Source organism: Streptococcus sp. KHUD_014, assembly GCF_051106275.1.
GTDB lineage: Bacteria > Bacillota > Bacilli > Lactobacillales > Streptococcaceae > Streptococcus.
Map to the genome: position 1 here is coordinate 533,316 of NZ_CP193666.1, position 24,103 is coordinate 557,418.

At 40.3% G+C, this 24,103-nt stretch carries 24 protein-coding genes, 1 pseudogene and 1 riboswitch; of the genes and pseudogenes, 16 read left to right on the forward strand and 9 right to left on the reverse strand.

The window, feature by feature from the left end:
- Positions 1 to 100 precede the first annotated feature (100 nt).
- The 8 genes from mvk (at position 101) to tig (ending at position 7,834) form a co-directional block, all read left to right on the forward strand.
- Positions 101 to 979 (forward strand): mevalonate kinase, encoded by an 879-nt coding sequence (gene mvk, locus ACORHT_RS02625; RefSeq protein WP_434350508.1) that lies wholly within the window; start codon positions 101 to 103, stop codon positions 977 to 979.
- Positions 961 to 1,914, forward strand: coding sequence for a diphosphomevalonate decarboxylase (gene mvaD / locus ACORHT_RS02630; protein WP_434350509.1), 954 nt, complete (start codon positions 961 to 963; stop codon positions 1,912 to 1,914). Before mvk ends, mvaD begins: the two co-directional genes overlap by 19 nt.
- On the forward strand, positions 1,901 to 2,914 hold the full coding sequence (locus ACORHT_RS02635; RefSeq protein ID WP_434350510.1) for a phosphomevalonate kinase: 1,014 nt from the start codon (positions 1,901 to 1,903) through the stop codon (positions 2,912 to 2,914). Before mvaD ends, ACORHT_RS02635 begins: the two co-directional genes overlap by 14 nt.
- Entirely contained in the window at positions 2,892 to 3,893 is a 1,002-nt protein-coding gene (fni, locus tag ACORHT_RS02640; RefSeq protein ID WP_434350511.1) for a type 2 isopentenyl-diphosphate Delta-isomerase, read from the forward strand. The genes ACORHT_RS02635 and fni overlap by 23 nt, the downstream gene beginning before the upstream one ends.
- A 94-nt stretch (positions 3,894 to 3,987) precedes the next feature.
- Positions 3,988 to 4,686 (forward strand): cell wall-active antibiotics response protein LiaF, encoded by a 699-nt coding sequence (gene liaF / locus ACORHT_RS02645; protein ID WP_434350512.1) that lies wholly within the window; start codon positions 3,988 to 3,990, stop codon positions 4,684 to 4,686.
- Positions 4,683 to 5,672: a sensor histidine kinase gene (locus tag ACORHT_RS02650; protein ID WP_434350513.1), complete on the forward strand. Its 990-nt coding sequence runs from the start codon at positions 4,683 to 4,685 to the stop codon at positions 5,670 to 5,672. The genes liaF and ACORHT_RS02650 overlap by 4 nt, the downstream gene beginning before the upstream one ends.
- 18 nt (positions 5,673 to 5,690) lie before the next feature.
- Complete coding sequence (locus tag ACORHT_RS02655) at positions 5,691 to 6,323, forward strand: response regulator (protein WP_434350514.1); 633 nt, start codon at positions 5,691 to 5,693, stop codon at positions 6,321 to 6,323.
- A gap of 227 nt (positions 6,324 to 6,550) precedes the next feature.
- A complete protein-coding gene (gene tig, locus ACORHT_RS02660) occupies positions 6,551 to 7,834 on the forward strand; it encodes a trigger factor (protein WP_371559188.1) in 1,284 nt (427 codons plus the stop codon).
- A 47-nt stretch (positions 7,835 to 7,881) separates the two neighbouring features.
- Here the strand turns inward: tig and recD2 are convergent, their stop codons facing one another.
- The 3 genes from recD2 to rnhC all read right to left on the reverse strand — a co-directional run bounded on the left by recD2 (position 7,882) and on the right by rnhC (position 11,847).
- Positions 7,882 to 10,248 carry an SF1B family DNA helicase RecD2 gene (recD2, locus tag ACORHT_RS02665; RefSeq protein WP_434350515.1) on the reverse strand — a complete coding sequence of 789 codons (2,367 nt, stop codon included), beginning with the start codon at positions 10,246 to 10,248 and terminating at the stop codon, positions 7,882 to 7,884.
- Between the two features lie 99 nt (positions 10,249 to 10,347).
- Positions 10,348 to 10,962: a signal peptidase I gene (lepB, locus tag ACORHT_RS02670; protein WP_414316550.1), complete on the reverse strand. Its 615-nt coding sequence runs from the start codon at positions 10,960 to 10,962 to the stop codon at positions 10,348 to 10,350.
- A gap of 3 nt (positions 10,963 to 10,965) precedes the next feature.
- Positions 10,966 to 11,847, reverse strand: a complete 882-nt coding sequence (gene rnhC, locus ACORHT_RS02675) for a ribonuclease HIII (protein WP_434350516.1) — start codon at positions 11,845 to 11,847, stop codon at positions 10,966 to 10,968.
- 87 nt (positions 11,848 to 11,934) lie between these two features.
- Here rnhC and zapA point away from each other — a divergent pair, with 87 nt between their 5' ends.
- The 7 genes from zapA to ACORHT_RS02710 all read left to right on the forward strand — a co-directional run bounded on the left by zapA (position 11,935) and on the right by ACORHT_RS02710 (position 20,229).
- Positions 11,935 to 12,237, forward strand: a complete 303-nt coding sequence (gene zapA, locus ACORHT_RS02680) for a cell division protein ZapA (RefSeq protein WP_075229941.1) — start codon at positions 11,935 to 11,937, stop codon at positions 12,235 to 12,237.
- Positions 12,234 to 12,782, forward strand: coding sequence for a CvpA family protein (locus tag ACORHT_RS02685; RefSeq protein ID WP_434350517.1), 549 nt, complete (start codon positions 12,234 to 12,236; stop codon positions 12,780 to 12,782). The genes zapA and ACORHT_RS02685 overlap by 4 nt, the downstream gene beginning before the upstream one ends.
- A gap of 116 nt (positions 12,783 to 12,898) precedes the next feature.
- On the forward strand, positions 12,899 to 15,235 hold the full coding sequence (locus tag ACORHT_RS02690; RefSeq protein ID WP_434350518.1) for an endonuclease MutS2: 2,337 nt from the start codon (positions 12,899 to 12,901) through the stop codon (positions 15,233 to 15,235).
- A gap of 144 nt (positions 15,236 to 15,379) precedes the next feature.
- Positions 15,380 to 15,468: riboswitch (glycine riboswitch) on the forward strand.
- Between the two features lie 90 nt (positions 15,469 to 15,558).
- Positions 15,559 to 16,881 (forward strand): alanine/glycine:cation symporter family protein, encoded by a 1,323-nt coding sequence (locus ACORHT_RS02695; RefSeq protein WP_434350519.1) that lies wholly within the window; start codon positions 15,559 to 15,561, stop codon positions 16,879 to 16,881.
- A 243-nt stretch (positions 16,882 to 17,124) separates the two neighbouring features.
- Complete coding sequence (locus tag ACORHT_RS02700; protein ID WP_434350520.1) at positions 17,125 to 18,303, forward strand: ryptide export MFS transporter; 1,179 nt, start codon at positions 17,125 to 17,127, stop codon at positions 18,301 to 18,303.
- 225 nt (positions 18,304 to 18,528) lie between these two features.
- Positions 18,529 to 19,077, forward strand: coding sequence for a carboxymuconolactone decarboxylase family protein (locus tag ACORHT_RS02705; RefSeq protein WP_434350521.1), 549 nt, complete (start codon positions 18,529 to 18,531; stop codon positions 19,075 to 19,077).
- Between the two features lie 255 nt (positions 19,078 to 19,332).
- Positions 19,333 to 20,229, forward strand: coding sequence for a TDT family transporter (locus ACORHT_RS02710; protein ID WP_434350522.1), 897 nt, complete (start codon positions 19,333 to 19,335; stop codon positions 20,227 to 20,229).
- A gap of 177 nt (positions 20,230 to 20,406) precedes the next feature.
- On the opposite strand, the gene ACORHT_RS02715 is transcribed toward ACORHT_RS02710, so the two are convergent.
- The 5 genes from ACORHT_RS02715 to ACORHT_RS02735 form a co-directional block, all read right to left on the reverse strand.
- Positions 20,407 to 20,709 (reverse strand): hypothetical protein, encoded by a 303-nt coding sequence (locus ACORHT_RS02715; RefSeq protein WP_434350523.1) that lies wholly within the window; start codon positions 20,707 to 20,709, stop codon positions 20,407 to 20,409.
- A 145-nt stretch (positions 20,710 to 20,854) separates the two neighbouring features.
- The gene (locus ACORHT_RS02720) at positions 20,855 to 21,394 is read right to left on the reverse strand and encodes a DUF3278 domain-containing protein (RefSeq protein WP_434350524.1); all 540 of its coding nucleotides are present in this window, start codon (positions 21,392 to 21,394) and stop codon (positions 20,855 to 20,857) included.
- A 26-nt stretch (positions 21,395 to 21,420) separates the two neighbouring features.
- Positions 21,421 to 21,747 carry a hypothetical protein gene (locus ACORHT_RS02725; protein WP_434350525.1) on the reverse strand — a complete coding sequence of 109 codons (327 nt, stop codon included), beginning with the start codon at positions 21,745 to 21,747 and terminating at the stop codon, positions 21,421 to 21,423.
- Positions 21,748 to 21,757: 10 nt separating this feature from the next.
- Complete coding sequence (locus ACORHT_RS02730) at positions 21,758 to 22,300, reverse strand: DUF3278 domain-containing protein (protein ID WP_434350526.1); 543 nt, start codon at positions 22,298 to 22,300, stop codon at positions 21,758 to 21,760.
- A 14-nt stretch (positions 22,301 to 22,314) separates the two neighbouring features.
- A complete protein-coding gene (locus ACORHT_RS02735; RefSeq protein ID WP_001082470.1) occupies positions 22,315 to 22,509 on the reverse strand; it encodes a helix-turn-helix transcriptional regulator in 195 nt (64 codons plus the stop codon).
- A gap of 208 nt (positions 22,510 to 22,717) precedes the next feature.
- Between ACORHT_RS02735 and ACORHT_RS02740 the strand changes: the two genes are divergently transcribed.
- Positions 22,718 to 23,551, forward strand: a complete 834-nt coding sequence (locus ACORHT_RS02740; protein WP_434350527.1) for a metallophosphoesterase family protein — start codon at positions 22,718 to 22,720, stop codon at positions 23,549 to 23,551.
- Positions 23,552 to 23,768: 217 nt separating this feature from the next.
- On the opposite strand, the pseudogene ACORHT_RS02745 reads toward ACORHT_RS02740, so the two are convergent.
- A pseudogene (locus ACORHT_RS02745) lies at positions 23,769 to 23,984 on the reverse strand (amino acid ABC transporter substrate-binding protein); the annotation flags it as partial.
- Between the last annotated feature and the right edge of the window lie 119 nt (positions 23,985 to 24,103).

Sequence of the window (24,103 nt, forward strand, 5' to 3'; positions counted from 1 at the left end):
AAACAATCGCTTTTTTTGTGAAAATATAATAAAATAGAAAGGAATAAAGTTCTAAAATTTTATCTAGAAACAGACGCTTTTCGTCTGATAGTAGGATTAAATGACAAAAGAAGTTGGTGTCGGTCAGGCACATAGTAAAATTATTTTAATAGGAGAGCATGCAGTGGTTTATGGCTACCCAGCCATCTCTTTACCTCTTTTAGAGGTTGAAGTGACTTGTAGGGTAGTTCCAGCAGCGACACCATGGCGTCTTTTTGCAGAGGATACCTTGTCTATGGCAGTTTATGCTTCCCTCGAGTATTTAAATATCAAAGATGCTTGCATCCGTTGTCAAATTGACTCGGCTATTCCAGAAAAACGGGGGATGGGATCTTCAGCAGCTATTAGCATTGCGGCCATTCGTGCGGTATTTGATTATTACCAAGCAGAACTTCCACATGATGTGTTAGAGATTTTAGTCAATCGGGCGGAGATGATTGCCCATATGAATCCTAGTGGGTTGGATGCCAAGACTTGTCTGAGTGACCAGCCTATTCGTTTTATCAAGAATGTAGGTTTTGAAGAATTGGCTATGGATTTGTCAGCTTATCTGGTCATTGCAGATACTGGAGTTTATGGACATACTCGTGAAGCTATCCAAGTCGTGCAGAGCAAGGGCAAGGATGCCTTACCTTTCTTGCATGCGTTAGGAGAGTTAACTCAAGAAGCAGAAGAAGCAATAAAAACAAAAGATGCCGTGAAGCTGGGAGAAATTCTAACCAAAGCTCATGGAAATCTAAGAGAAATCGGAGTTAGTAGCCCTGAGGCAGATGCCTTGGTTGAAACTGCCCTTGAACAGGGTGCCCTAGGTGCCAAGATGAGTGGTGGTGGTCTAGGAGGTTGCATTATTGCCTTGGCTGCTAATGTAAAACAAGCGCAAGAACTCGCAGAAAGATTAGAAGAGAAAGGAGCTGTTCAGACATGGATCGAAAGCCTGTAACAGTACGTTCCTATGCCAATATTGCCATTATTAAATATTGGGGGAAGAAAGCAGAAAAAGAGATGGTTCCCGCGACTAGCAGTATCTCTTTGACTTTAGAAAATATGTTTACGGAGACGACACTTTCTCCTTTATCAGCAGATGCAACCGCAGATGCATTCTATATCAATGGTCAGTTACAAAATGAAGCTGAGCACGCTAAGATGCGTAAAATCATTGATCGCTACCGTCCCGAAGGAGCAGGTTTTGTTCGTATCGATACTAAGAACAATATGCCAACAGCAGCAGGTCTTTCTTCAAGTTCCAGTGGCTTATCTGCCTTGGTAAAAGCCTGCAACGCCTATTTCCAATTAGGACTAGATCGTAAAGAATTGGCCTTGGAAGCTAAGTTTGCATCGGGTTCTTCATCTCGTAGTTTTTATGGCCCCTTGGCAGCCTGGGACAAGGATAGTGGAGAGATTTATCCTGTCGAAACTGACTTGAAACTAGCTATGATTATGTTGGTCTTGGAAGACCAGAAAAAACCAATTTCCAGTCGAGATGGGATGAAGCTTTGTGTCGAAACTTCTACGACTTTTGATGAGTGGATTCGTCAATCTGAACAAGATTACAAGGATATGTTAGTCCATCTCAAGGAGAATGACTTTAAGAAAGTTGGAGAATTGACAGAGAAGAACGCGTTGGCTATGCATGCTACGACAAAAACTGCAACTCCATCCTTCTCTTATCTGACAGATGCTAGTTATGAGGCTATGGATTTTGTTCGTCAGCTTAGAGAACAAGGAGAATCTTGCTACTTTACCATGGATGCGGGCCCTAATGTCAAGGTTCTTTGCTTGGAAGAGGACTTGGAACATTTATCAGAACTTTTAGGTCAACGCTATCGCTTAATCGTTTCAAAAACAAAGGATTTGAGTCAAGATGACGATTGTTAAAACTTGTGGGAAGCTCTATTGGGCTGGGGAGTATGCCATTTTAGAACCAGGACAGTTGGCGCTAATAAAGGCTATTCCCATCTATATGACGGCTGAGATTAAAGCGTCTAATGATTATCGACTCTACTCAGATATGTTTTCCTATAGTGTTGACATGCGTCCAGATTCTTCTTATGCCTTGATTCAAGAAACAGTTGTCTTGGTGGAAGAATACCTGACTGATCAAGGAATTGAACTACAGCCCTTTTCTATTGACATACGTGGTAAAATGGAACGTGAAGGCAAGAAGTTTGGACTGGGTTCTAGTGGTAGCGTCATTGTACTGGTTATCAAGGCCATGCTTGCTTTCTATGAAAGAGCCACTGAAAGAGAACTCTTGTTTAAACTGGCTAGTGCAGTTCTTCTCAAACGTGGGGACAATGGCTCCATGGGGGACATTGCCTGTATCGTATCAGAAGACCTCGTCCTCTATCAGTCATTTGACCGTGAGAAAGTGGCAGATTGGCTAGAAAAAGAAGACTTGCAGGCTGTATTAGCACGTGACTGGGGCTTTTCTATTAGGAGTGTTGAACCAGCGTTGAAATTTGATTTTCTGGTTGGTTGGACCAAGGAAGTGGCTGTATCTAGTCACATGGTCAAGCAAATCAAGAATAATATGAACGCTAGCTTTTTACAGGCTTCAAAAGAAACAGTAGCTAACTTGGTAAAGGCTTTGGAGGTAGGTCAAGAAGATAAAATCATTGAGTTGCTAAATCATGCTAGTCTGCTTTTAGAAGGCTTGAGTTCAGACATTTACACACCTTTGCTCAGGCAATTAAAAAATGCTAGCCAAGACTTAAAAGCTGTCGCTAAAAGTAGTGGTGCTGGTGGTGGAGACTGTGGGATTGCTCTTAGTTTTGACCAAGATTCGACCACACTACTGAAAAAACGCTGGGCTGATCTAGGAATTGAACTCTTATATCAAGAAAGGATGGGACATGACGACAAATCGGAAGGATGAACACATCCGCTATGCCCTTGAACAAAACAGTACTTATAATAGTTTTGATGAAGTGGAGTTGATCCACTCCTCGCTACCCTTATATGACTTAAATGAAATTGACCTTTCGACAGAATTTGCAGGGCGAAAATGGGATCTCCCCTTTTATATCAATGCCATGACAGGTGGGAGTGAAAAGGGTAAAGAAATCAATCAAAAATTGGCTCAGGTGGCTGAAGCCTGTCGGATTTTATTTGTAACGGGTTCCTACAGCGCTGCTCTTAAGGATCCTTCAGATGACTCTTTTTCAGTCAAAACTAGTTACCCTGACCTCCTTCTTGGAACCAACATTGGCTTGGACAAGCCAGTTGAATTGGGTCTACAAACAGTGAAAGAGATGAATCCCCTTCTCTTACAAGTTCATGTTAATGTCATGCAGGAATTGCTCATGCCAGAGGGTGAACGTCAATTTAAATTATGGCAGCATAATCTGAAAGATTATGCTAATCAGATTTCTGTGCCCCTTGTTTTAAAAGAAGTCGGCTTTGGTATGGATGTGAAAACCATTGCTAAGGCTTATGAGATGGGAATACGAACCGTTGATTTGTCTGGGCGTGGGGGAACCAGCTTTGCCTATATCGAAAACCGTCGCAGTGGACAGCGTGACTACCTAAATGACTGGGGTCAATCGACCATGCAAGCTCTTCTGAATGCCCAAGACTGGAAAGACAAGATGGAACTTTTGGTTAGTGGAGGAGTTCGCAATCCACTAGATATCATCAAATGCTTGGTGTTTGGAGCCAAGGCAGTTGGTCTATCACGCACTATGTTAGAGCTGGTTGAGAATTACTCTGTTGATGTCGTTATTTCCATTGTTGAAGGTTGGAAGGAAGAACTACGCTTGATTATGTGTGCCCTTAATTGTGCAAAGATTGAGGATTTGCAAGAGGTCGACTATCTCTTATATGGAAAATTAAAAGAAGCAAAAGACCAAATGTAAGGAGATCGGGATTTTAGTCCCGGTCTCTTTATCATTCCTCAGACTGATGTGACTTTTGGGATTTGTGATACAATTAAATAGAGAGGACGGTTACATGCGAAAATTTCAAATTTTTCTATTTATTGAAGCTTGTTTATTGACAGGAGCTCTGATTATGATGGTATCAGAGCATTTTTCCCGTTTTCTACTTATTTTGCTCTTGTTTTTACTGCTGATTCGATACTATACTGGAAAACAGGGGAATAACTTTATTTTAGTGGCGGTGAGCATCCTATTTTTCTTTATCATCATGCTCAATCCCTTTGTCATTTTAGCCATCTTTGTGGCTTTGATTTATAGTTTCTTCCTACTTTATCCTATGATGAATCAGGAAAGAGAAGACACCAATCTGGTCTTTGAAGATGTTGTGACAGTAAAGAGGGAGAAAAATCGCTGGTTTGGAAGTCTTCATCACTTCTCAAGCTATCAGACCTGTCGTTTTGATGATATCAATCTCTTTCGCCTTATGGGGAAGGATACCATTCATCTAGAGCATGTCATTTTAAGCAATCATGATAATGTCATTATCTTGAGAAAACTGGTTGGTACGACTAGAATTATCGTACCAGTGGATGTTGAAGTCAGCCTTAGTGTTAATTCTCTATACGGAGATTTAACCTTTTTTGACCAGCCTAAACGTGCTTTGCGTAATGAGCAATTTCACCAAGAAACCAGAGATTATCTCAAGAGTCCAAAGAGCGTTAAGATTCTTTTGACAACTATGGTTGGAGATGTTGAGGTGGTGAGAGGATGAAAAAGCAACCCTATATTTTAATTGGTCTCACCTCGTTTCTCTTTGTTGCTTTTCTATTTCGAAGCATTTTTAAGATCTTGGATTTGGAGTGGACTTCTCTTTTTCAGGATCTAGAAAAGACAGAGAAAGTTCTTTTTCTAGCCCTGATGTTTAGTCTTGTCCTAGCCTTTTTATTAGTCCTATTCTGGACAATGGTTGACGAAATTTCAAAGAGAAGAATCCAAGCAAATCTCAAACGTCTCCTAGCTGGCAAAGATATAGAAAGTCTGGGAGATGCTGACCTAGACGCAAGTTTTAGAAATTTGTCAGGAAAGCTCGGTTTGTTGACAGAAGCTATTCAAAAAGCAGACAATCAGGCCTTGGTCAAAGAAGAAGAAATTGTTGAAAAGGAGCGCAAGAGAATCGCGCGTGACTTGCATGATACAGTTAGCCAAGAAATTTTTGCTGCCCATATGATTTTATCAGGGCTCAGTCAACAAGCTTCCAAATTAGACAGAGAGAAGATGCAAACACAACTCCAAAGTGTGACTGCCATTTTAGAGACAGCTCAAAGAGACTTGCGCATTCTTCTTTTGCATTTACGACCGATAGAATTAGAACAAAAGAGTCTGGTTGAGGGAATTCAGTTGCTTCTCAAAGAATTGGAAGAAAAAAGTGAACTCAAAGTCAGTTTTAAATATCAGGTAGACCAATTGCCTAAAAAGATTGAGGAGCATGTCTTTCGTATCGTCCAAGAATTGATTAGTAACACTCTCCGTCATGCCCAAGCTTCTTGTCTAGATGTTTATCTTTATCAAACGGAAACAGGCTTGCAGTTAAAGGTAGTAGACAACGGTCGTGGTTTTCAGTTAGATGATGTTGATGAACTAAGCTATGGACTACGCAATATCAAAGAACGAGTGGAAGATATGGCAGGGAGCATACAACTATTAACAGCACCCAAGCAGGGTTTGGCAGTGGATATTCGGATCCCCTTGCTTGATTGACGAACAAAAGGAAATAAAATGAAACTATTATTAGTAGATGACCACCAAATGGTGCGTCTTGGATTAAAAAGTTATTTTGAATTACAAGATGATGTAGAGGTTGTTGGAGAAGCAACTAATGGCGCAGAAGGGATTTCCATGGCTTTGGCTCTTCGTCCCGATGTGATTGTGATGGATATTGTCATGCCTGAAATGAATGGAATTGACGCAACTCTAGCTATTCTCAAAGAATGGCCGGAGGCTAAAATCCTGATTGTGTCTTCTTATCTAGACAATGAAAAAATCATGCCGGTCTTGAATGCTGGAGCTAAAGGCTATATGCTTAAGACTTCGAGCGCAGATGAATTGTTACACGCTGTTCGTAAGGTAGCGGTTGGAGAGCTAGCCATTGAACAAGAGGTGAGTAAGAAGGTAGAATATAACCGCAATCATGTTGAACTTCATGAAGAATTAACTGCGCGTGAACGGGATGTTCTCCAACTAATCGCTAAGGGCTATGAAAATCAGCGCATTGCTGATGAGCTTTTTATCTCTCTCAAGACAGTCAAGACCCACGTATCCAATATTTTAGCAAAGCTTCAGGTTAGTGACCGCACCCAGGCAGCAGTATATGCCTTTCAGCATCACTTAGTAGGGCATGAGGACTTCTAGATGTGAAAGCAAGGTTTACTTTTTCCAAAGCAAGATTTTTTCTTAGGAGAAGAATTTTCAAGTTTTTCCTTAGTCAATCGAGGATTTTTAGTGAATTAAGAGTATGAAAAAATCTAGAAGCAAGCAAGAGTCTCATGAAGTCCTGAAAACTCATTTCTGACTTGAAAAAAGTCGTTACTATATGGTATAATGGACTGTATTAAAAAATTTTAAGGAGAAATGACAGAATGTCTGTATCATTTGAAAACAAAGAAACAAACCGTGGTGTCTTGACTTTCACTATCTCTCAAGACCAAATCAAACCAGAATTGGACCGTGTCTTCAACTCAGTAAAGAAATCTCTTAATGTTCCAGGTTTCCGTAAAGGTCACCTTCCACGTCCTATCTTTGACAAGAAATTTGGTGAAGAGTCACTTTACCAAGACGTTATGAATGCTCTTTTGCCAAACGCTTATGAAGCAGCTGTTAAAGAAGCTGGTCTTGAAGTGGTTGCTCAACCAAAAATTGACGTAACTTCAATGGAAAAAGGTCAAGACTGGGTTATCACTGCTGAAGTTGTTACAAAACCTGAAGTAAAATTGGGTGACTACAAAAACCTTGAAGTATCAGTTGATGTAGAAAAAGAAGTAACTGATGCTGACGTTGAAGAGCGTATCGAACGTGAACGCAACAACTTGGCTGAATTGGTTATCAAAGAAGCTGCTGCTGAAAACGGCGACACTGTTGTCATCGACTTTGTTGGTTCTATTGACGGTGTTGAATTTGATGGCGGAAAAGGTGAAAACTTCTCACTTGGACTTGGTTCAGGTCAATTCATCCCTGGTTTTGAAGATCAATTGGTAGGTCACTCAGCTGGTGAAACTGTTGACGTTATCGTAACATTCCCAGAAGACTATCAAGCTGAAGACCTTGCTGGTAAAGAAGCTAAATTCGTGACAACTATCCACGAAGTAAAAGCTAAAGAAGTTCCAGCTCTTGACGATGAGCTTGCAAAAGATATCGACGAAGAAGTTGAAACACTTGCTGAATTGAAAGAAAAATACCGCAACGAATTGGCTGCTGCTAAAGAAGAAGCATACAAGGATGCAGTTGAAGGTGCAGCAATTGATAAAGCTGTAGAAAACGCTGAAATCGTAGAACTTCCAGAAGAAATGATCCACGAAGAAGTTCACCGCTCAGTAAATGAATTCCTTGGAAACTTGCAACGTCAAGGTATCAACCCTGACATGTACTTCCAAATCACTGGAACTACTCAAGAAGACCTTCACAAACAATACGAAGCAGAGGCTGAGTCACGTACCAAGACTAACCTTGTTATCGAAGCAGTTGCTAAAGCCGAAGGATTTGACGCTTCAGAAGAAGAAATCCAAAAAGAAATCGAGCAATTGGCTGCAGACTACAACATGGAAGTTGCACAAGTACAAAGCTTGCTTTCAGCAGATATGTTGAAACACGACATCACAATCAAAAAAGCTGTTGAATTGATCACAAGCACTGCAACAGTAAAATAATCTTTACAAGATAAAAGCCCACCGAATTCGGTGGGTTTTCTTGTCCTTTATTTTCCGAAAAACTCCTGCAGGTCTTCTTCAGTAATCCCAATCATGGCTGGAATATTAGACCAGTTGTCTTCTGTTAGAATATAGGATTGTTCAGTGTCTGTTGAGATGGCAGTATCGGTTGTAAGTTGGTTTGTTTCCTCGGCATTCTCCATTAGGTCAGCGAAACGTTCAATTAGATAGGTCTTACGAGCTGTTCCGATATGTTGAGTTGCATAGTTAAAGGCCTGTATTTCGCCTAGTAGGATCAGCTTGCTTTTGGCTCGAGTGATGGCAGTGTAGATGAGATTACGCTCTAACATGCGCTTGCTTGCACTGGTAATAGGCAGAATAACGACGGGAAACTCGCTACCCTGAGACTTATGAATACTCATGGCATAGGCCAAGCGAATCTTGTACCATTCGTTACGTGGGTAAGTGACCTCATTGCCATCAAAATCAATGACAATCTCATCCTGCTTGGACTCGGTGTATTTTCCTGGAATCAAGTCTGTGATATAGCCTAAGTCTCCGTTAAAGACATTGACTTCTGCATCGTTAACTAGATGGATAACCTTATCTCCTGTTCGATAGTGACACTGAGGAGCTTCAAAGCTAAGCTGGTCTTTTTGTGGAGGATTAAGGAGATCTTGCATGAGTTGGTTAATAGCATCAATACCTGCAGTTCCACGGTACATAGGGGCAAGAACCTGAATATCACGAGCCGGAATGCCACTTCTGAGGGCAGCACCAAGAATTTTCTCAATGCTAGCAGGGATATGGCCGCTAGCAATTTCAAAGTAGGAGCGGTCTGCTTTTTTCTGGGTAAAATCTGCAGGTAATATTCCCTGACGAATCTGACTAGCAAGCGTGACAATGGTTGACTCTTCGCTCTGACGGTAAATTCTTTCCAAGCGGGTCTGCGGTATCAGGGGTATCTGGAGTAGGTCAGCTAGAACTTGACCAGGACTGACAGAAGGCAGCTGGTCGCTATCACCCACGATGAGAATTTTACTGTTTGAGGAGATATTGGAGAAGAGCTGGTTGGCTAGCCAAGTATCTACCATAGAAAACTCGTCAACAATGATAAAGTCAGCATCCAGATAATCTTCCAGATGGCTGGTGTCGTCGTCTCCAGTCATACCTAAGTGACGGTGAATCGTTGCACTGGGTAGACCTGTCAGCTCATTCATGCGACGGGCTGCGCGACCAGTGGGAGCAGCTAGGAGAATAGGCAAATTGCTCTTTTTCTTGAGATCAAGTCCTTCTAAAAGAGCATAGACAGCGATAATGCCATTGATGACAGTAGTCTTACCTGTACCAGGTCCACCTGTAAGGATAAAGACCTTGTTCTGGACAGCATCACAGATAGCCTGTTTTTGAATGCTATCATACTCAATTCCCAGTTCTTCCTCAACAGTTGTGATATGCTCTTGAATGGTCTCTAGATCCTGTTTTTTACTTTGACCTTTTTCGAGGATTCTGATGAGATGACTGCGAATCCCTTCTTCTGCAAAAAAGAGGCTATTATCAAAGATTTTGGTATCAATCTGCTGGACCTTATCTTCTTCAATCAGATAAGCAAGTTCTTGGGCGACTTGACTCGGATCTAGTTCGACTGGACGGGAGGATTCCAGAAGGTTGAGGGTTTGCTCCAACAAGTCCCTAGCTTCCATATAGGTATCTCCCGTCTCCATGCAACCTTGAAAGAGACTATGGACAAGACCCGCACGGAAGCGCTCAGGAGCTTGGCTTTCAATTCCCAGTTCTTGGGCCAATTGGTCAGCGATGGTAAATCCCAAACCCTTGATATCCTCGACTAGTTGATAGGGATAGTTCTCGACAATATCTAAGGTTTCTTCCTTGTAAAAGTCTTGGATCTGAAAGGCTAACTTATTTGGAATGCCGTAATTAGCCAGTTTGGCTAAGACCATCTCTGTTCCGTAATTAAGACGAAGGGTTGAGACAAAGGCTTCACGATTTTTAGCAGAGAGGCCAGAGATAGACTGGAGCTTGTCTGGATTTTCTAAGATTTTGTCAATAGTGTTATCTCCGTAAATATCCACAATTTTCTGGGCTGTTTTGAGTCCAATTCCCTTGAAATGACTGCTGGAGAAATACTTGACCAAGCCCTTACTAGTCGGCTTGGCTCTCTCATAGCGAGTCATTTGTAGTTGTTCACCATATTTGGAGTGTTGGACGATTTGTCCCCAAAAAGTGTATTCCTCTCCTTCAATAATATCAGCCATGGTACCTGTGACAATGATTTCATAATCATCAAAGTCTTCAGCATTGGTATCCTCAATATCTAGAAGTAAAATACGGAAAAAATTGCTGACATTTTCAAAAATAATGCGTTCAATGGTGCCTGAAAAATAAACTTCCATAAAATTCCTTACAATAGTTTCTGAGAAATCTATCCCAGACTTAGTCAAAATAGAATGAGAAGAGGCTGAGATGGGAAATTCTCGGCCTCTTCCTAGTTTTTAAAATGTTCCGATACGTTTGAGTGGCCAGAAGCGGAATTTGGCTTCTCCAGTGATATCTTTTGCCTTAAAGGTACCAACATGTCGACTGTCGCTAGATACCAGACGGTCATCACCTAGGAGGAGGTATTCTCCTTCTGGAACAGTAAAGGTAAAGCTAGTGTTGTAATTAACATCTAGGGTAAAGGCCTGAGCCTTTTGAGCTAAAGTTCTAAAGTATTCTCCCTTTTTACCATCCCAACCAGTTCCAGTATAAGTGCTTTGGAGTTTATCTTCCTTGAAACGCTTAAGGTATTCTGCTAAATAGGGCTCATCAGTTTCTTGACCATTGATATAGAGCTTGTCGCTTTCGTAACGGATAGTATCTCCTGGCATACCAATGACCCGTTTAACGATATCCTTGTTCCCATCGTCTTCATGAGCAACCACAATATCAAAACGATTGATTGGGAGATGTTTAACCACAAAGAGGACTTCTCCATCTGCCAGGGTAGGATCCATCGAATGTCCTTCTACACTGACATTCCTCCAGAGAAAGAGACGGCTAAGACCTACTAGTGTAATAAGTAGGAAGATAACTCCCCACTCTTTTAAAAATGATTTTAAATATTTCATAATTTACCTTTCTAGCATTTTTTTTGCTTTTTCAGTATTTTTAAAGTGTAGTTTGGCGCAGAAGTTGAGCCCCTGTATACCATAAGCACGAAGGATTTGGCTAGCTACCTTGTCAGAAGCTGTCCCAGCCCCACTTGGAAGTTGATAACCAAGTTCTCTACCCATATTTTCTAAATTTTCCAGAAAGAGATCACGCGCAATGATAGAGCTTACTGCGACTGCTAAGTATTTGCCTTCTGCTTTTTCCTCCAGACTAACTGGATTGGAAAAATGATTGGCTTCATTTTTTAAGTATTTATCATAGTTTTGAGCACTAGTGAAGGCATCGATAACAATCTTTTCTGGCTGGACTCCCTTTTGGAGAAGGAGAAAAATAGCTTGATTGTGCAGGGCTACCTTGACAGAAACGGCATTGTAGCGCTCACCGATGATTTCATTATACTTACTTGGAGAAAGCAGTAGAGCTTGGTGCTGGATTCTCTCTTTAAGGAGAGGGGCAAGCTGACGAATCTTTTGGTCTGTCAGAGTCTTAGAGTCCCCAACACCTAGTTTTCGCAGAAAGTCATGCTGGTCAGGCGTAACAAAGGATGCTACTACAGCTAGACCACCAAAGTAGGAACCATTTCCTACTTCGTCAGTTCCAATCATCGGAAAGTTTTGTCCACTAGCTACTGGCCTGACCTGATAACCAAAAAAGCTGGCGTAACGTTCAGCAACTTCACCTTGCAAGAGGACTTTTCCAGATGTATAGATGGAAACACTTGCCTGTGGAAGCTTGAAAAAGTAGCGAATATAAGGATTTTTACTAGGAGTCAGTGCTTGTTCATATTGCTGAACAAAGGTTTGGATTTCCTTTTCACTCGGGGTTAATGTAATACTTGCCATAGTTCTTATTGTACCATAAAAGCCGTAGAATTGGTAAAAACTGACAAATTTAGTGAAATTTGGTATAATATCGTGAGGTGAATTTTTATGGCAAATTTAAATCGATACAAGTTTACATTCGGAAAAAAAACATTGACCCTAACAACTGAGCATGACAACCTCTTTATGGAGGAAATTGCCAAGGTCGCAACAGAAAAATATGAAGCAATTAAAGAGCAGATGCCTGGAGCGGATGATGAGACAATCGCTATTTTATTAGCAGTCAATAGCTTGTCAACTCAACTCAGCCGTGAGATTGAATTTGATGATAAGGAACAAGAATTAGACGCCCTTCGTCATCAAGTTGTAGCGACTAAACAAGAGCATAGCAAGATTGAGGACTCCCTATGATTTCCGTCCTTCTCTTATTGGTTCTTGCATGGAGTTTTTATATCGGCTATCGCAGAGGCTTGGTCCTACAAGTCTATTATCTCCTAGCTACAATCGTCTCAGCTTATTTTGCAGGGAATTTTTATCAGTCATTGGGAGAAAAATTTCATTTGTTGATTCCGTATGCCAATCCCCAGGAAGGGCAGGGTACCTTTTTCTTCCCATCTGACCAGCTCTTCCAATTGGACAAGGTCTTTTACGCAGGTATTGGCTATCTCTTAGCCTTTACCGTATTTTACTGCATCGGTCGTTTGATTGGACTCTTTTTTAACCTAGTACCAACCAAAAAGTTAGGTGGCAAATATTTTCGCATCGGTGCAGGAGTCTTATCAGTTGGAGTGACCTTATTTGTCCTTCAGATGATGCTGACCATCCTTGCGACTGTGCCCCTAGCAATCGTTCAAAATTCACTTGAAAATAGTCTAGTAGCCAAACATATGATTCAAAGTATTCCAGTGACTACTGACTTGATTAAACAACTCTGGGTAACCAAACTAATCGGATAAAAAGGGCGGGAATTATTCCTAGCCTTTTGTTTACAATTCCAAAAGTTAAGGAGACTTTTAAGAAAGCTTGAGAACTTGAATGAAAAGTTCCTCGGCTTATAACTAAGGAAAAGAAAATGAATAAAAAAATACTAGAAACATTAGAATTTAATAAGGTCAAGGCTTTATTTGAACCTCATCTTTTGACGGAACAAGGATTAGAACAATTAAAGGATCTAGTTCCGACAGATAAAGGGGATAAGATTAAGCAAGCTTTTGCAGAGATGGAAGAAATGCAAGAGCTCTTTGTCGAACATCCTAACTTTAGCATTTTGGCAACAAAAGATATTGCAGCGACCTCCAAACGTTTGGAAATGGGAGCAGATCTCAACATCGAGGAATTTCTCCTTCTCAAACGTGTCATCTTTGCCAGTCGTGAATTGCAGAATTTCTATGACAATCTTGAAAATGTACGTTTAGAGCATCTAGCTAACTGGTTTGAGAAACTTCATGATTTCCCGCATCTGCAGGGTAATCTCCAAGCCATCAATGAAGCTGGATTTATCGAAAACTTTGCTAGCGAAGATTTGGCTCGAATCCGCCGTAAAATCCATGATAGTGAAAGTCAAGTCAGAGATGTCTTGCAAGATCTTCTAAAACAAAAGGCCCAGATGTTGACGGAAGGCATCATCGCTAGTCGAAATGGTCGCCAGGTTCTCCCAGTTAAAAATACCTATCGTAACAAGATTGCCGGTGTCGTTCATGATATTTCTGCCAGTGGGAACACTGTCTATATCGAACCGCGTGAAGTAGTCAAGCTAAGTGAGGAGATTGCAAGTCTTCGTGCAGATGAACGCTATGAGATGATGCGTATTCTTCAAGAACTCTCTGAGCGTGTAAGACCGCACGCGGCTGAAATCGCAAATGATGCCTGGATTATTGGACATTTGGACTTGATTCGGGCTAAGGTTCGCTTTATCCAAGAGACAGGAGCAGTAGTTCCTCAAGTATCTGAGGGCCAGGAGATTCAACTTCTTCACGTTCGTCATCCCTTGGTGAAGAATGCTGTTGCCAATGATGTTCACTTTGGTAAGGAGTTAACAGCTATCGTTATCACGGGTCCTAATACTGGTGGTAAGACCATCATGCTCAAAACCTTAGGTTTGACGCAAGTCATGGCCCAGTCTGGTCTGCCGATTCTAGCCGATAAGGGCAGTCGTGTAGGGATTTTCGAGGAGATATTCGCAGATATCGGAGATGAACAATCCATCGAACAAAGTCTCTCAACCTTCTCTAGTCATATGACCAATATCGTAGATATTCTTGGTAAGGTCAATCAAAACTCGCTCTTGTTACTAGATGAGCTTGGAGCAGGAACAGATCCCCAAGAAGGTGCTGCCCTAGCCATGTCTATCCTAGAAGACTTGCGTTTGCGTCAGGTCAAGACTATGGCAACCACTCACTATCCGGAACTCAAGGCCTATGGGATTGAAACGGCTTATGTTCAAAATGCTAGCATGGAGTTTGATACAGCTAGCCTGCGTCCAACTTATCGCTTTATGCAGGGTGTACCTGGTCGAAGTAATGCTTTTGAGATTGCTAAACGTCTAGGTTTGTCAGATGTCATCGTAGGCGATGCCAGCAAGCAGATTAACCAAGACAATGATGTCAATCGGATCATTGAGCAGTTGGAAGAGCAGACACTTGAAAGCCGGAAGCGTCTTGAGAATATTCGTCAAGTCGAGCAAGAAAACCTCAAGATGAATCGTGCCCTTAAAAAACTTTATAACGAGCTCAATCGTGAAAAGGAAACAGAACTCAATAAAGCGCGTGAACAAGCTGCTGAGATTGTTGATTTGGCTCTAGCTGAGAGTGATGATATTCTTAAAAATCTCCATAGCAAATCACAACTAAAACCACATGAGATTATCGAAGCCAAGGCCAAACTCAAAAAATTAGCCCCTGAAAAAGTTGACCTTTCTAAAAACAAGGTCCTCCAAAAGGCCAAGAAAAAACGAGCTCCAAAAGTTGGAGATGATATCATTGTTTTAAGCTATGGTCAACGAGGTACTTTGACCAATCAACTCAAGGATGGTCGTTGGGAAGCTCAAGTTGGCTTAATCAAGATGACGCTTGAGGAAAAAGAGTTTGATTTAGTTCAGGTACAGCAAGAAGCACTAGTCAAGAAGAAACAAGTCAATGTGGTCAAACGTGCTGCTGGTAAAGCACCGCAGGCTAGACTAGACCTTCGTGGCAAACGCTACGAGGAAGCTATGGAAGCCTTGGATGCCTTTATCGACCAAGCCCTACTCAACAACATGGCTCAAGTTGACATTATCCACGGTATTGGTACAGGAGTCATCCGTGAAGGAGTAACCAAATACTTACAAAGAAACAAGCAAGTCAAGAGCTTTGGCTACGCACCTCAAAATGCTGGTGGATCTGGCGCAACGATTGTAACCTTTAAGGGATAAAGCGAAACGAATGAAAATTTAATAATTTTTTCTGAAAACAATTGACAAGTTCTGTTTTTTCTTGTAAAATAAGAAAAATTAAATACAACACCGAATGAAGTTTAATAGAAGTGGAAAATCCCTTGATGCTCCATGACTGTAAATGGACGGAACTCTGGAGAGACCGTAAAGGCACCGAAGGGGCAAGGCAGGCAACTGCTCAAACTCTCAGGTAAAAGGACAGAGCAATGATAGAGCGCTTTTTGGCATTTATCGATGCATTCCAGAGTACATGTTTTTAACATGTGCTCTTTCTTTTGGGGTTGATTAGATAGGAGAAATGCATGTTAAATTTGCTAAAAGAAATAGACGCTTTTGTATGGGGACCACCCCTTTTAATTTTATTGGTTGGTACAGGGATTTACTTGACTCTTCGTTTAGGACTTTTACAAATTTTGCGTCTCCCTAAGGCCTTCCAGCTTATTTTTACCAAAGACAAGGGACATGGTGATGTTTCGAGCTTTGCTGCCTTGTGTACAGCCCTAGCAGCAACTGTTGGTACAGGAAATATCATCGGGGTTGCAACGGCTATCAAGGTTGGTGGACCAGGTGCTCTTTTTTGGATGTGGGTGGCTGCTTTCTTTGGAATGGCAACCAAGTATGCAGAGGGCTTACTTGCTATCAAATATCGGAGTAAGGATGAAAATGGCGCTATCGCAGGAGGACCTATGCACTATATCCTTCTAGGTATGGGAGAAAGGTGGCGCCCCTTGGCGATGCTCTTTGCCTTGGCAGGTGTTTTGGTAGCTCTCTTAGGTATTGGTACCTTTACTCAGGTCAACTCCATCACAGAGTCCATACAAAATACAACCAGCTTGTCACCGACCATTACTGCTTTGGTCCTTTCAATATTTGTTGGGATTGCGGTCTTTGGTGGACTCAAATCTATTTCGAAAGTTTCTACTACAGTTGTTCCTTTTATGGCTATTGTCTATATCTTGGGAACCTTGACAGTTATTTTCTTTAACATTGAGAAAATACCCGCTACAGTCGCTTTAATCTTGACTTCAGCTTTTAGTACAGTTGCTGCACTAGGAGGATTTGCAGGATCCAGTATTCGAACGGCTATCCAAAATGGTGTGGCACGTGGGGTCTTCTCAAATGAGTCTGGTTTGGGTTCGGCTCCCATTGCAGCTGCAGCAGCCAAAACAAATGAACCGGTGGAACAAGGTTTGATTTCCATGACAGGAACCTTTATTGATACTTTGATCATCTGTACCCTGACTGGTTTGACCATCTTGGTGACTGGTGTTTGGAACGGTGATTTGAATGGAGTTGCTTTGACTCAGTCAGCTTTTTCTACAGTCTTCTCTTTCTTTGGACCTGCTCTTCTAACAATCTTCTTGGTACTTTTTGCCTTTACCACGATTTTGGGTTGGAACTATTATGGAGAGCGTTGTTTTGAGTTTCTCTTTGGTGTTCGCTTTATCTGGCTCTATCGTGTGGTCTTTGTTGCCATGGTCTTACTGGGTGGCTTCATTGAGTTGGATATGGTTTGGATTATTGCAGATATTGTCAATGCTCTCATGGCACTGCCAAACTTGATTGCCCTCTTAGCCTTGTCTCCAGTCGTTATCGCTGAGACTAAGAAATATTTTGATAAATAATGTAAGATTGATCTTTCCATTTAAAGGAAATGCTAGCATCTGTTTGTGAGATGCTGGCTTTTTTCACTTCTAGGGCTAGTCTTTTGTTTCATGTCATAAGATGAATGAAATTCAAGAGTACATCTTTTATGATATCCTTTATTTGCACTTTTATTTATTGTATAATAGTCAGCATAAATCTGTTTTTGTTCTGATATGTTTTGCTCCATCTATATGCGAAAGAGAAATAAACTGGAGGTGTTTATGTCAAAAGATATTCAAAAATTAGTGATTTCACAAGGAATAGCGAATCTAGCAGATGTCTTTTTTAGAGTTGTTGTGATTGCAAATGTGTTTGTCTTATCTGGTTCGGTTATTTCAACCTCCCTAGTGCCAATTCTGATTGGTCTATCCTCCTTTTTAGCCAGTTTCTTAGTTCCATTAGTAACGAAGAGACTAGCTTTAAATCGTGTTCTTTTCTTGACTCAATTGGGTAAGACGATTCTGCTAGCGATTTTACTTTTTCTACTCAAGCAATCTGAAACTATTTCCCTCCCTCTTTTATATGCTATTGTCACTTTTATCTCCATTTTGGATGGTTTTGCAGCGCCTGTTTCCTATGCGATTGTTCCACGCTATGCAAGTGATTTAGCTAAAGCGAACGCAGCTATTTCTATGAGTGGAGAAAGTGTGCAACTCGTTGGTTGGGGCTTAGGAGGCTTCTTATTTGCGAGTCTGGGAATGAATCCTAGTCTGCTCATTGTGTTAGTTTTGTTTACAATTTCGACGATTTTGATGTTTGGTTTGCCACTTGTAGAAAAAGAAGAGTTGTCCTCAGAAACGAATGTTGAGACGTTAACAAAAGGTTGGCGATTGGTGGCTAAAGAATCAAGATTAGGCTTTATTGTCCAAGCCAATCTTTTAGAAATTTTAGCCAATGCTATCTGGGTATCTTCAGTTTTACTTGTGTTTGTGACTGAGATTTTACATCGGTCAGAAAGCTATTGGGGCTATGTCAATACAGCCTATTCCTTGGGGATTATCTTGGGAGGAGCTATTATCTTCCGTCTAGCCGAGAAAGTTGTTACCTATAAGTATCAAACTATGACCTTTTCTTTGTTATCGACAGCACTAGTAACTCTGTTGATATTACTATTTCCAAATCCACCTGCTTTTCTATTCCTATCTCTAGTAATTGGTTTTTTATCTCAGATTAAGGAAGTTCCTGAGAGTGTATTATTACAGGAATCGGTTGATGAGAAGGAACTTGTGAATGTTTACTCTGTTATCGAAGTTGTCTCTACATTGGCCTTTTCTGCATCTGTTTTTCTAATGAGTACCATCACAGAATATTTTGGAGTAATTACTGGCTTTGTCTTGGCTATCTTCTGCTTGCTAGTAGAGTCCATCTTAGTTTTAAGAAACAAGCATCAGATAAATTAACAGTTATGATCACACATCTGGTGTGATTTTTTTGTTTTCATAAAAATTTTTTATCAGTGCAATTTAAAATATATATTATGCAAGGTATAGATTCTGTGTTAGACTTATTGTCAACGAAAAGCTAATGAGTCATCAATCAAGGCAAGGATTTGTTCAATAGGCTGATGAGATTTCGTAAGATTTTCGCAGAAACTATTCAATTACAAAACGAAAAGAGGTCCCCTTATGACAACATTTACTATCCACACAGTAGAATCAGCACCAGCAGAAGTGAAAGAAGTTCTTGAAACGGTACAAAAGGATAACAATGGCTATATTCCAAATCTTATCGGTCTTTTGGCCAATGCCCCAACAGCCCTAGAAGCTTACCGAACTGTTGGAGCTATTAACCGTCGCAATAGTTTAACACCTGTAGAGCGCGAAGTGGTGCAAATCACTGCAGCCGTAACTAATGGTTGTGCCTTTTGCGTCGCTGGTCACACAGCCTTTTCTATCAAGCAAATCCAGATGAATGATGACCTTCTCCAAGCCCTTCGCAATCGTACTCCAATCCAAAGCGATCCTAAGCTGGATACCCTAGCTAAGTTTACCTTGGCAGTCATCAATACCAAAGGGCGCGTAGGAGATGAAGCTCTTGGAGAATTCCTTGAAGCTGGCTACACGCAAGAAAATGCCTTGGATGTTGTTCTCGGTGTCAGTTTAGCAAGTCTTTGTAACTATGCTAACAACCTAGCTAACACACCGATTAATCCAGAATTACAACCTTATGCATAAGATATTGAAAAAGATGAGGCGGGACAAAAGTCCTAGCCTCTCAATTGTCTATGGATTGTCGAGCAAGACGCAGTGGTTGAGTGGGCTCTACTACGCTGATTTCATCAGCTTTTACAGCCCTACTCAACTGTGCGGAGGTGGGACGACGAAATCGAATTCTACCGAATTACCGATTTCTGTCCCACTCTCATTTTGGGATGCTTTTTTAAGCGCTTTTATGCTATACTGATAGTAACGTAATTTTCGGAGGTTGGTATGAAAAAACTCCCCTTAGCCTTTTCGGGTTGCTTGTTGGGATTAGCTGGTGCAGGCAATCTTATCTTAGATACCTTTCCATTTCTTTCTCGCTTGTTTAGTTTGTCAGGCTTGATTTTATGGTTTTATTTTTTAGTAAGTCACCTCAGTAACTGGCATGAAAGCAAGCAAGAATTGAAGAAAGCCCCTGTTTTGTCAGGAATGGCAACCTTTCCTATGGCAGGGATGATTTTATCGACCTACCTGCTACGAACCCTGCCAGTGACAATGAGCATTTTAGCTCAAACTCTTTGGTGGTTTGCCTTTCTCATGGATGTTTATCTCATCTTATACTTTACAAAGGACTATGTTTTGGTTAAACCAAGGGCCAGTGCAACACCGACTTGGACGGTCCTTTATGTAGGAATAGCAGTAGCAGCCTTGACTTACCCAGTCGTTGGGATTGTTGAGATTGCCTATGGAACTCTGATATTTGGATTTTGCTTAACCCTTTGTCTTTACCCTCTGATATATCAAGATTTGAAGAGCAATCCCCTTCCGATAGCTTTACTGGGACATGAAGGAATCTACTGTGCTCCTTTTTCTCTACTGTTAGCAGCCCTTGTTCGAGTTGGAGGTGCTAGTCTTCCAAGCTGGATTTTGCTAGTTATGATTCTTACATCACAGACCTTCTTTTTCTTTGTTCTCAGTCGTCTGCCAAGAATTCTCAAACATGGCTTTCAGCCAGCCTTTTCAGCCCTAACCTTTCCTACCATCATTACAGCAACATCCTTGAAAATGGCCCAAGGAGTTTTGCAGATTCCAATCCTAAACCTTTTCGTCTGGTTAGAAACTTTCATCTGTTTGACAATCCTGATCTATGTATTGATTGGCTATAACCACTATGTAAAAAGATAAAAGAACCCCCTAGCACTGAGAAGTGTTAGGGGTTATTTTTGTTATATATTTAGCTTGTGAAATGTGTTTTGGAACCATTCGAAACAACACAGCTCTAAAACTAAGAAACATTGATACTATCAACTCCACACATCCTACATAGACAGTTTCCCTTATGTTTTTTAATATTCTTCAAAACTATATCTTATACAAATTATTTAATCTTTCTAACTCTAATACATTCATACATACTTCTACTCCAGTAACTACCCCCTTACTATAAATAATTCCACAAGAAAACACAATCCTCTCCTCACTCAAAATATTTGACAATACTACAAATGATTCCAAAACATAATCCTCTATAGTAATAAAACAATTATTTTCATCTTTGAAAAACTCTATAAATCCAATATCCTTACACCTATCACGAAAATGAAACCTAAGTGATTTTAAAAAATAATCAAAAAACACATCACTATCCATAGAAATCCCTTTCATTTTTAAAATATTCTGATACAATCATACAAAAAATAAAGGAGAATTACTATGAAAAACTTATTTTATTTATAACTACCTCTCTAACTCTTCTTTCACTTACCGTCACAACATATGCCGAAACTCCCCAAAAAATCTAAGCAGTTTCTTACTTCTCCTTGTGCAACGATAGAAAACTGTAGACCATAGTCCCAAAGATTGCTCCAATACTAAGACCAAAGACAAGTAAAGGGATCATTATCTCTGTTTGGATGATTTTTTCCAAGAAAGTTGACAGAGGTATCTGCTGAACGAAGAGTTTATGAAAGAGTAGCAGGGCAAATAAGCCAATCTCGATACTTATAAATACTAACCAACTACGAACTTTTATTTGGTGTTTGCTGTAGGTTTTGTAGATGATTTCTGATTTGTCATCCTTTTCAAGATGAAGCTCTTGGACGGCTCTTTGAGCTTTTATACTCATGAACCAAATGAGTCCAAAATAGATGTAGGGCATAACATTTCGAACAATTTCTATAAAGCGTCCGAACAAAATATAGAATAGGAAGAGAATGAAGGAAGAGTAAAAGATTTGGACCATGGAACGAGCGCAAGCCTTGTAGATAACCTCTTGACGGCATTCATCAAAAGGCCCTTGTATATGAAAGAAATTTCGAAGTAAGCGAGTTGTTAAGTCTTCTTTTTTCATGGGTGATTTCTCCTAAATGAACGATGTTATTTTGTTTCTTTTACGAATTGATAGAGATAATAAAGATAAGTAATAGAAGAAAGGATAGCGATAGTGAGCAGTAAATAATATTTCCAATTGCTTGAAATGAGCGTCAGTTGTGGTAAGGATAGAATCATAAAGAATAGTGCTAAGTTGAGTATGCGCGTTTTTTGGGAGTCAATCTTTAGATAAGTCAGTCCTTTGTTAAGGGCTGGAATAAAGACTAGTACGAGGAATATCTCGCTGATTGGCAAGTTCCCTGAAACGATGATGAAGATGAGCAGTGAAGCAAACAAAAGATGATAGGTAAGTAAAGTTACTAGTGATTTCATAAGCTTCCTCCTAATCGTCGTCTTGATCTTCCTTGGCTTTTTGAATCCGAAGTGTTACGACAATATGGACTGTTAATCCGAAAAAGAAGGCTGCAACGATGGTCGATAAGATACTTCTTGTATTCAAAAGAGAAGTAAGATAGCTTTTGCTATCGTCCATTAGGATATTGAGAAGTGGCATTCCAAACAACATAGCTATTCCATAGACCAGACCAGCTTTAAGACCAGGATTACGTAACTGTTTCTTTTCTTTCTGGTTCAACACGTCAGGATCAATAGCAGCAATACCAGTTTTTGTAGTTTGACTAGTGACATAGATAGCACAAACCATGGAAATTAGAAAGATAATGATTGGATATCCAAAAGCGACTACTTGGGGATATCTAAAAGCAAGGACAAAGGGAATAAGATTGCCTAAAGTCATGAGGTAAAAGAGAATCATAAAGATTTTATTTCCGATGTGCTCAGCTTCGCGCCGTTTGTGTTCATCAAGGGGGCCTGAAATGCCATAGATGCGTTTGATCAGTTTTTCATTGAGGGGTTCTTTTTTCATTTTTCTTCTCCTTTTTAAAAATCGTCCTCCCAAAAGAGACTGTTGAGGTCAGTTTGGAGGCTGCGGGCGAGATTGAGACAGAGTTCCAAGGTTGGATTGTACTTGTCGTTTTCAATCATGTTGATAGTTTGCCTAGAGACACCGATATCCTTGGCAAGTTCGAGCTGGGATATGCCCAGTTCCTTGCGGAATTCTTTTACACGATTCATGCTTCCTCCTTTTTAGTTTATGTCACATATATTTGACTATAGTATATTCTTTTGAAAATAAAATGTCAACTATTTTTGACATATTTTTAAGAGAAAGTTGATGAAAATATTTCTATGTGAAAATCTTCTAGCGATTTTATGGTATAATGAAGGAAAATAATAGTGATTTGGATACCCTGAATGCTATCCAATAAAGAAAGAGCAGAAAATGAACCATAAGATTGCAATTTTATCAGACATTCATGGCAATACGACGGCCTTAGCTGGAGTGCTTGAGGACGCAAAAAATTTGGGAGCGACTGAATATTGGCTTTTGGGAGATATTTTTCTACCTGGGCCGGGAGCAAATGACTTGGTGGCTCTTTTGAAAGACCTACCACTTACAGCATCAGTTCGAGGGAACTGGGATGATTGTGTTTTAGAGGCTTTAAGTGGGCAATATGGTTTAGAGGATCCAGAAGAAATTCAGCTTCTCAGGATGACCCAATATCTGATGGAGGACCTAAAGCCAGAGCATATTGATTGGTTGAGAAAGCTACCTATGGTAGCCAAGAAAGAAGTTGAAGGCTTGCGTTTTTCTCTTTCTCATAATTTACCTGAGAAAAATTATGGTGGTGATTTGCTGGTTGAAAATAATACCGAAAAATTTGACCAGTTACTTGATGAAACTATTGATGTAGCCGTCTATGGTCATGTTCACAAGCAGTTGCTTCGTTATGGTAGCCAAGGTCAACAAGTCATCAATCCAGGTTCGATTGGTATGCCTTATTTTAACTGGAAAGAGCTGAAAAATCACCGAGCCCAGTATACCTTACTTGAGCTTGAAAATGGTGAGTTAGTCAATATTCAATTTCGAAAAGTTGCCTATGACTATGAAGCAGAGCTAGAATCAGCTAAGACCAAAGGCCTTCCCTTTATCGAAATGTATGAGGAATTACGACGTGAGGACAACTATCAAGGCCATAATAGAGATTTGTTAGCTAGTTTAATTGACAAGCATGGCTATGTAGAGGATGTGAAAAATTATTTTGATTTTTTGTAAGTGTTGCTTTAACTAACAAATACTAAATAAAGAGTCTGGGACAAAAGTCCTAGCCTCTTTTTGATGTTGGATTGTCGAGCAAGACGCAGTGGTTGAGTGGGCTCTACTACGCTGATTTCATCAGCTTTTACAGCCCTACTCAACTGTGCGAAGCTGGGACGACGAAAAAGAATTCTAACGAATTACCGATTTCTGTCCCACTCTCTTTTAATATTTCTTATTGTAATTGAGTTTGATCTGGTAAGTAAGATCCACCGAGATAGGTCTTGCTGACTTTTTCAAGGTTTCCGTCTTGGTAGAGTTCTTTGAGAACATTGTCAAATTGCTCTTTAAATTCTTTTTGGTCGCTTGCAAAGATAATTTAGTTGTTTGGATTATCATTGCTTTCTAAGTCAACCACATTCAAGTCTAAACCACGGTCTTGGATCTTTTTTGAACATTTTCGATAGACTTAATATAGATTTTAAAAATAGTGAACTCAATGAGCTTTTTAGCTTCAATAATTCGGTAAAAATTTGACAATAAAATTATTTTATTTTAAAATATAGGTAT

Coding starts and splice junctions, on each gene's coding strand:
- rnhC (WP_434350516.1), bottom strand. CDS start 11,847: ATGGCAAGTATTACATTAACCCCGAGTGAAAAGGAAATCCAAACCTTT.
- tig (WP_371559188.1), top strand. CDS start 6,551: ATGTCTGTATCATTTGAAAACAAAGAAACAAACCGTGGTGTCTTGACT.
- ACORHT_RS02735 (WP_001082470.1), bottom strand. CDS start 22,509: ATGAATCGTGTAAAAGAATTCCGCAAGGAACTGGGCATATCCCAGCTC.
- ACORHT_RS02705 (WP_434350521.1), top strand. CDS start 18,529: ATGACAACATTTACTATCCACACAGTAGAATCAGCACCAGCAGAAGTG.
- ACORHT_RS02655 (WP_434350514.1), top strand. CDS start 5,691: ATGAAACTATTATTAGTAGATGACCACCAAATGGTGCGTCTTGGATTA.
- ACORHT_RS02700 (WP_434350520.1), top strand. CDS start 17,125: ATGTCAAAAGATATTCAAAAATTAGTGATTTCACAAGGAATAGCGAAT.
- ACORHT_RS02740 (WP_434350527.1), top strand. CDS start 22,718: ATGAACCATAAGATTGCAATTTTATCAGACATTCATGGCAATACGACG.
- mvk (WP_434350508.1), top strand. CDS start 101: ATGACAAAAGAAGTTGGTGTCGGTCAGGCACATAGTAAAATTATTTTA.
- zapA (WP_075229941.1), top strand. CDS start 11,935: ATGGCAAATTTAAATCGATACAAGTTTACATTCGGAAAAAAAACATTG.
- ACORHT_RS02720 (WP_434350524.1), bottom strand. CDS start 21,394: ATGAAAAAAGAAGACTTAACAACTCGCTTACTTCGAAATTTCTTTCAT.
- ACORHT_RS02730 (WP_434350526.1), bottom strand. CDS start 22,300: ATGAAAAAAGAACCCCTCAATGAAAAACTGATCAAACGCATCTATGGC.
- mvaD (WP_434350509.1), top strand. CDS start 961: ATGGATCGAAAGCCTGTAACAGTACGTTCCTATGCCAATATTGCCATT.
- ACORHT_RS02685 (WP_434350517.1), top strand. CDS start 12,234: ATGATTTCCGTCCTTCTCTTATTGGTTCTTGCATGGAGTTTTTATATC.
- liaF (WP_434350512.1), top strand. CDS start 3,988: ATGCGAAAATTTCAAATTTTTCTATTTATTGAAGCTTGTTTATTGACA.
- ACORHT_RS02710 (WP_434350522.1), top strand. CDS start 19,333: ATGAAAAAACTCCCCTTAGCCTTTTCGGGTTGCTTGTTGGGATTAGCT.
- fni (WP_434350511.1), top strand. CDS start 2,892: ATGACGACAAATCGGAAGGATGAACACATCCGCTATGCCCTTGAACAA.
- ACORHT_RS02635 (WP_434350510.1), top strand. CDS start 1,901: ATGACGATTGTTAAAACTTGTGGGAAGCTCTATTGGGCTGGGGAGTAT.
- lepB (WP_414316550.1), bottom strand. CDS start 10,962: ATGAAATATTTAAAATCATTTTTAAAAGAGTGGGGAGTTATCTTCCTA.
- ACORHT_RS02725 (WP_434350525.1), bottom strand. CDS start 21,747: ATGAAATCACTAGTAACTTTACTTACCTATCATCTTTTGTTTGCTTCA.
- ACORHT_RS02650 (WP_434350513.1), top strand. CDS start 4,683: ATGAAAAAGCAACCCTATATTTTAATTGGTCTCACCTCGTTTCTCTTT.
- recD2 (WP_434350515.1), bottom strand. CDS start 10,248: ATGGAAGTTTATTTTTCAGGCACCATTGAACGCATTATTTTTGAAAAT.
- ACORHT_RS02690 (WP_434350518.1), top strand. CDS start 12,899: ATGAATAAAAAAATACTAGAAACATTAGAATTTAATAAGGTCAAGGCT.
- ACORHT_RS02695 (WP_434350519.1), top strand. CDS start 15,559: ATGTTAAATTTGCTAAAAGAAATAGACGCTTTTGTATGGGGACCACCC.
- ACORHT_RS02715 (WP_434350523.1), bottom strand. CDS start 20,709: ATGAAAGGGATTTCTATGGATAGTGATGTGTTTTTTGATTATTTTTTA.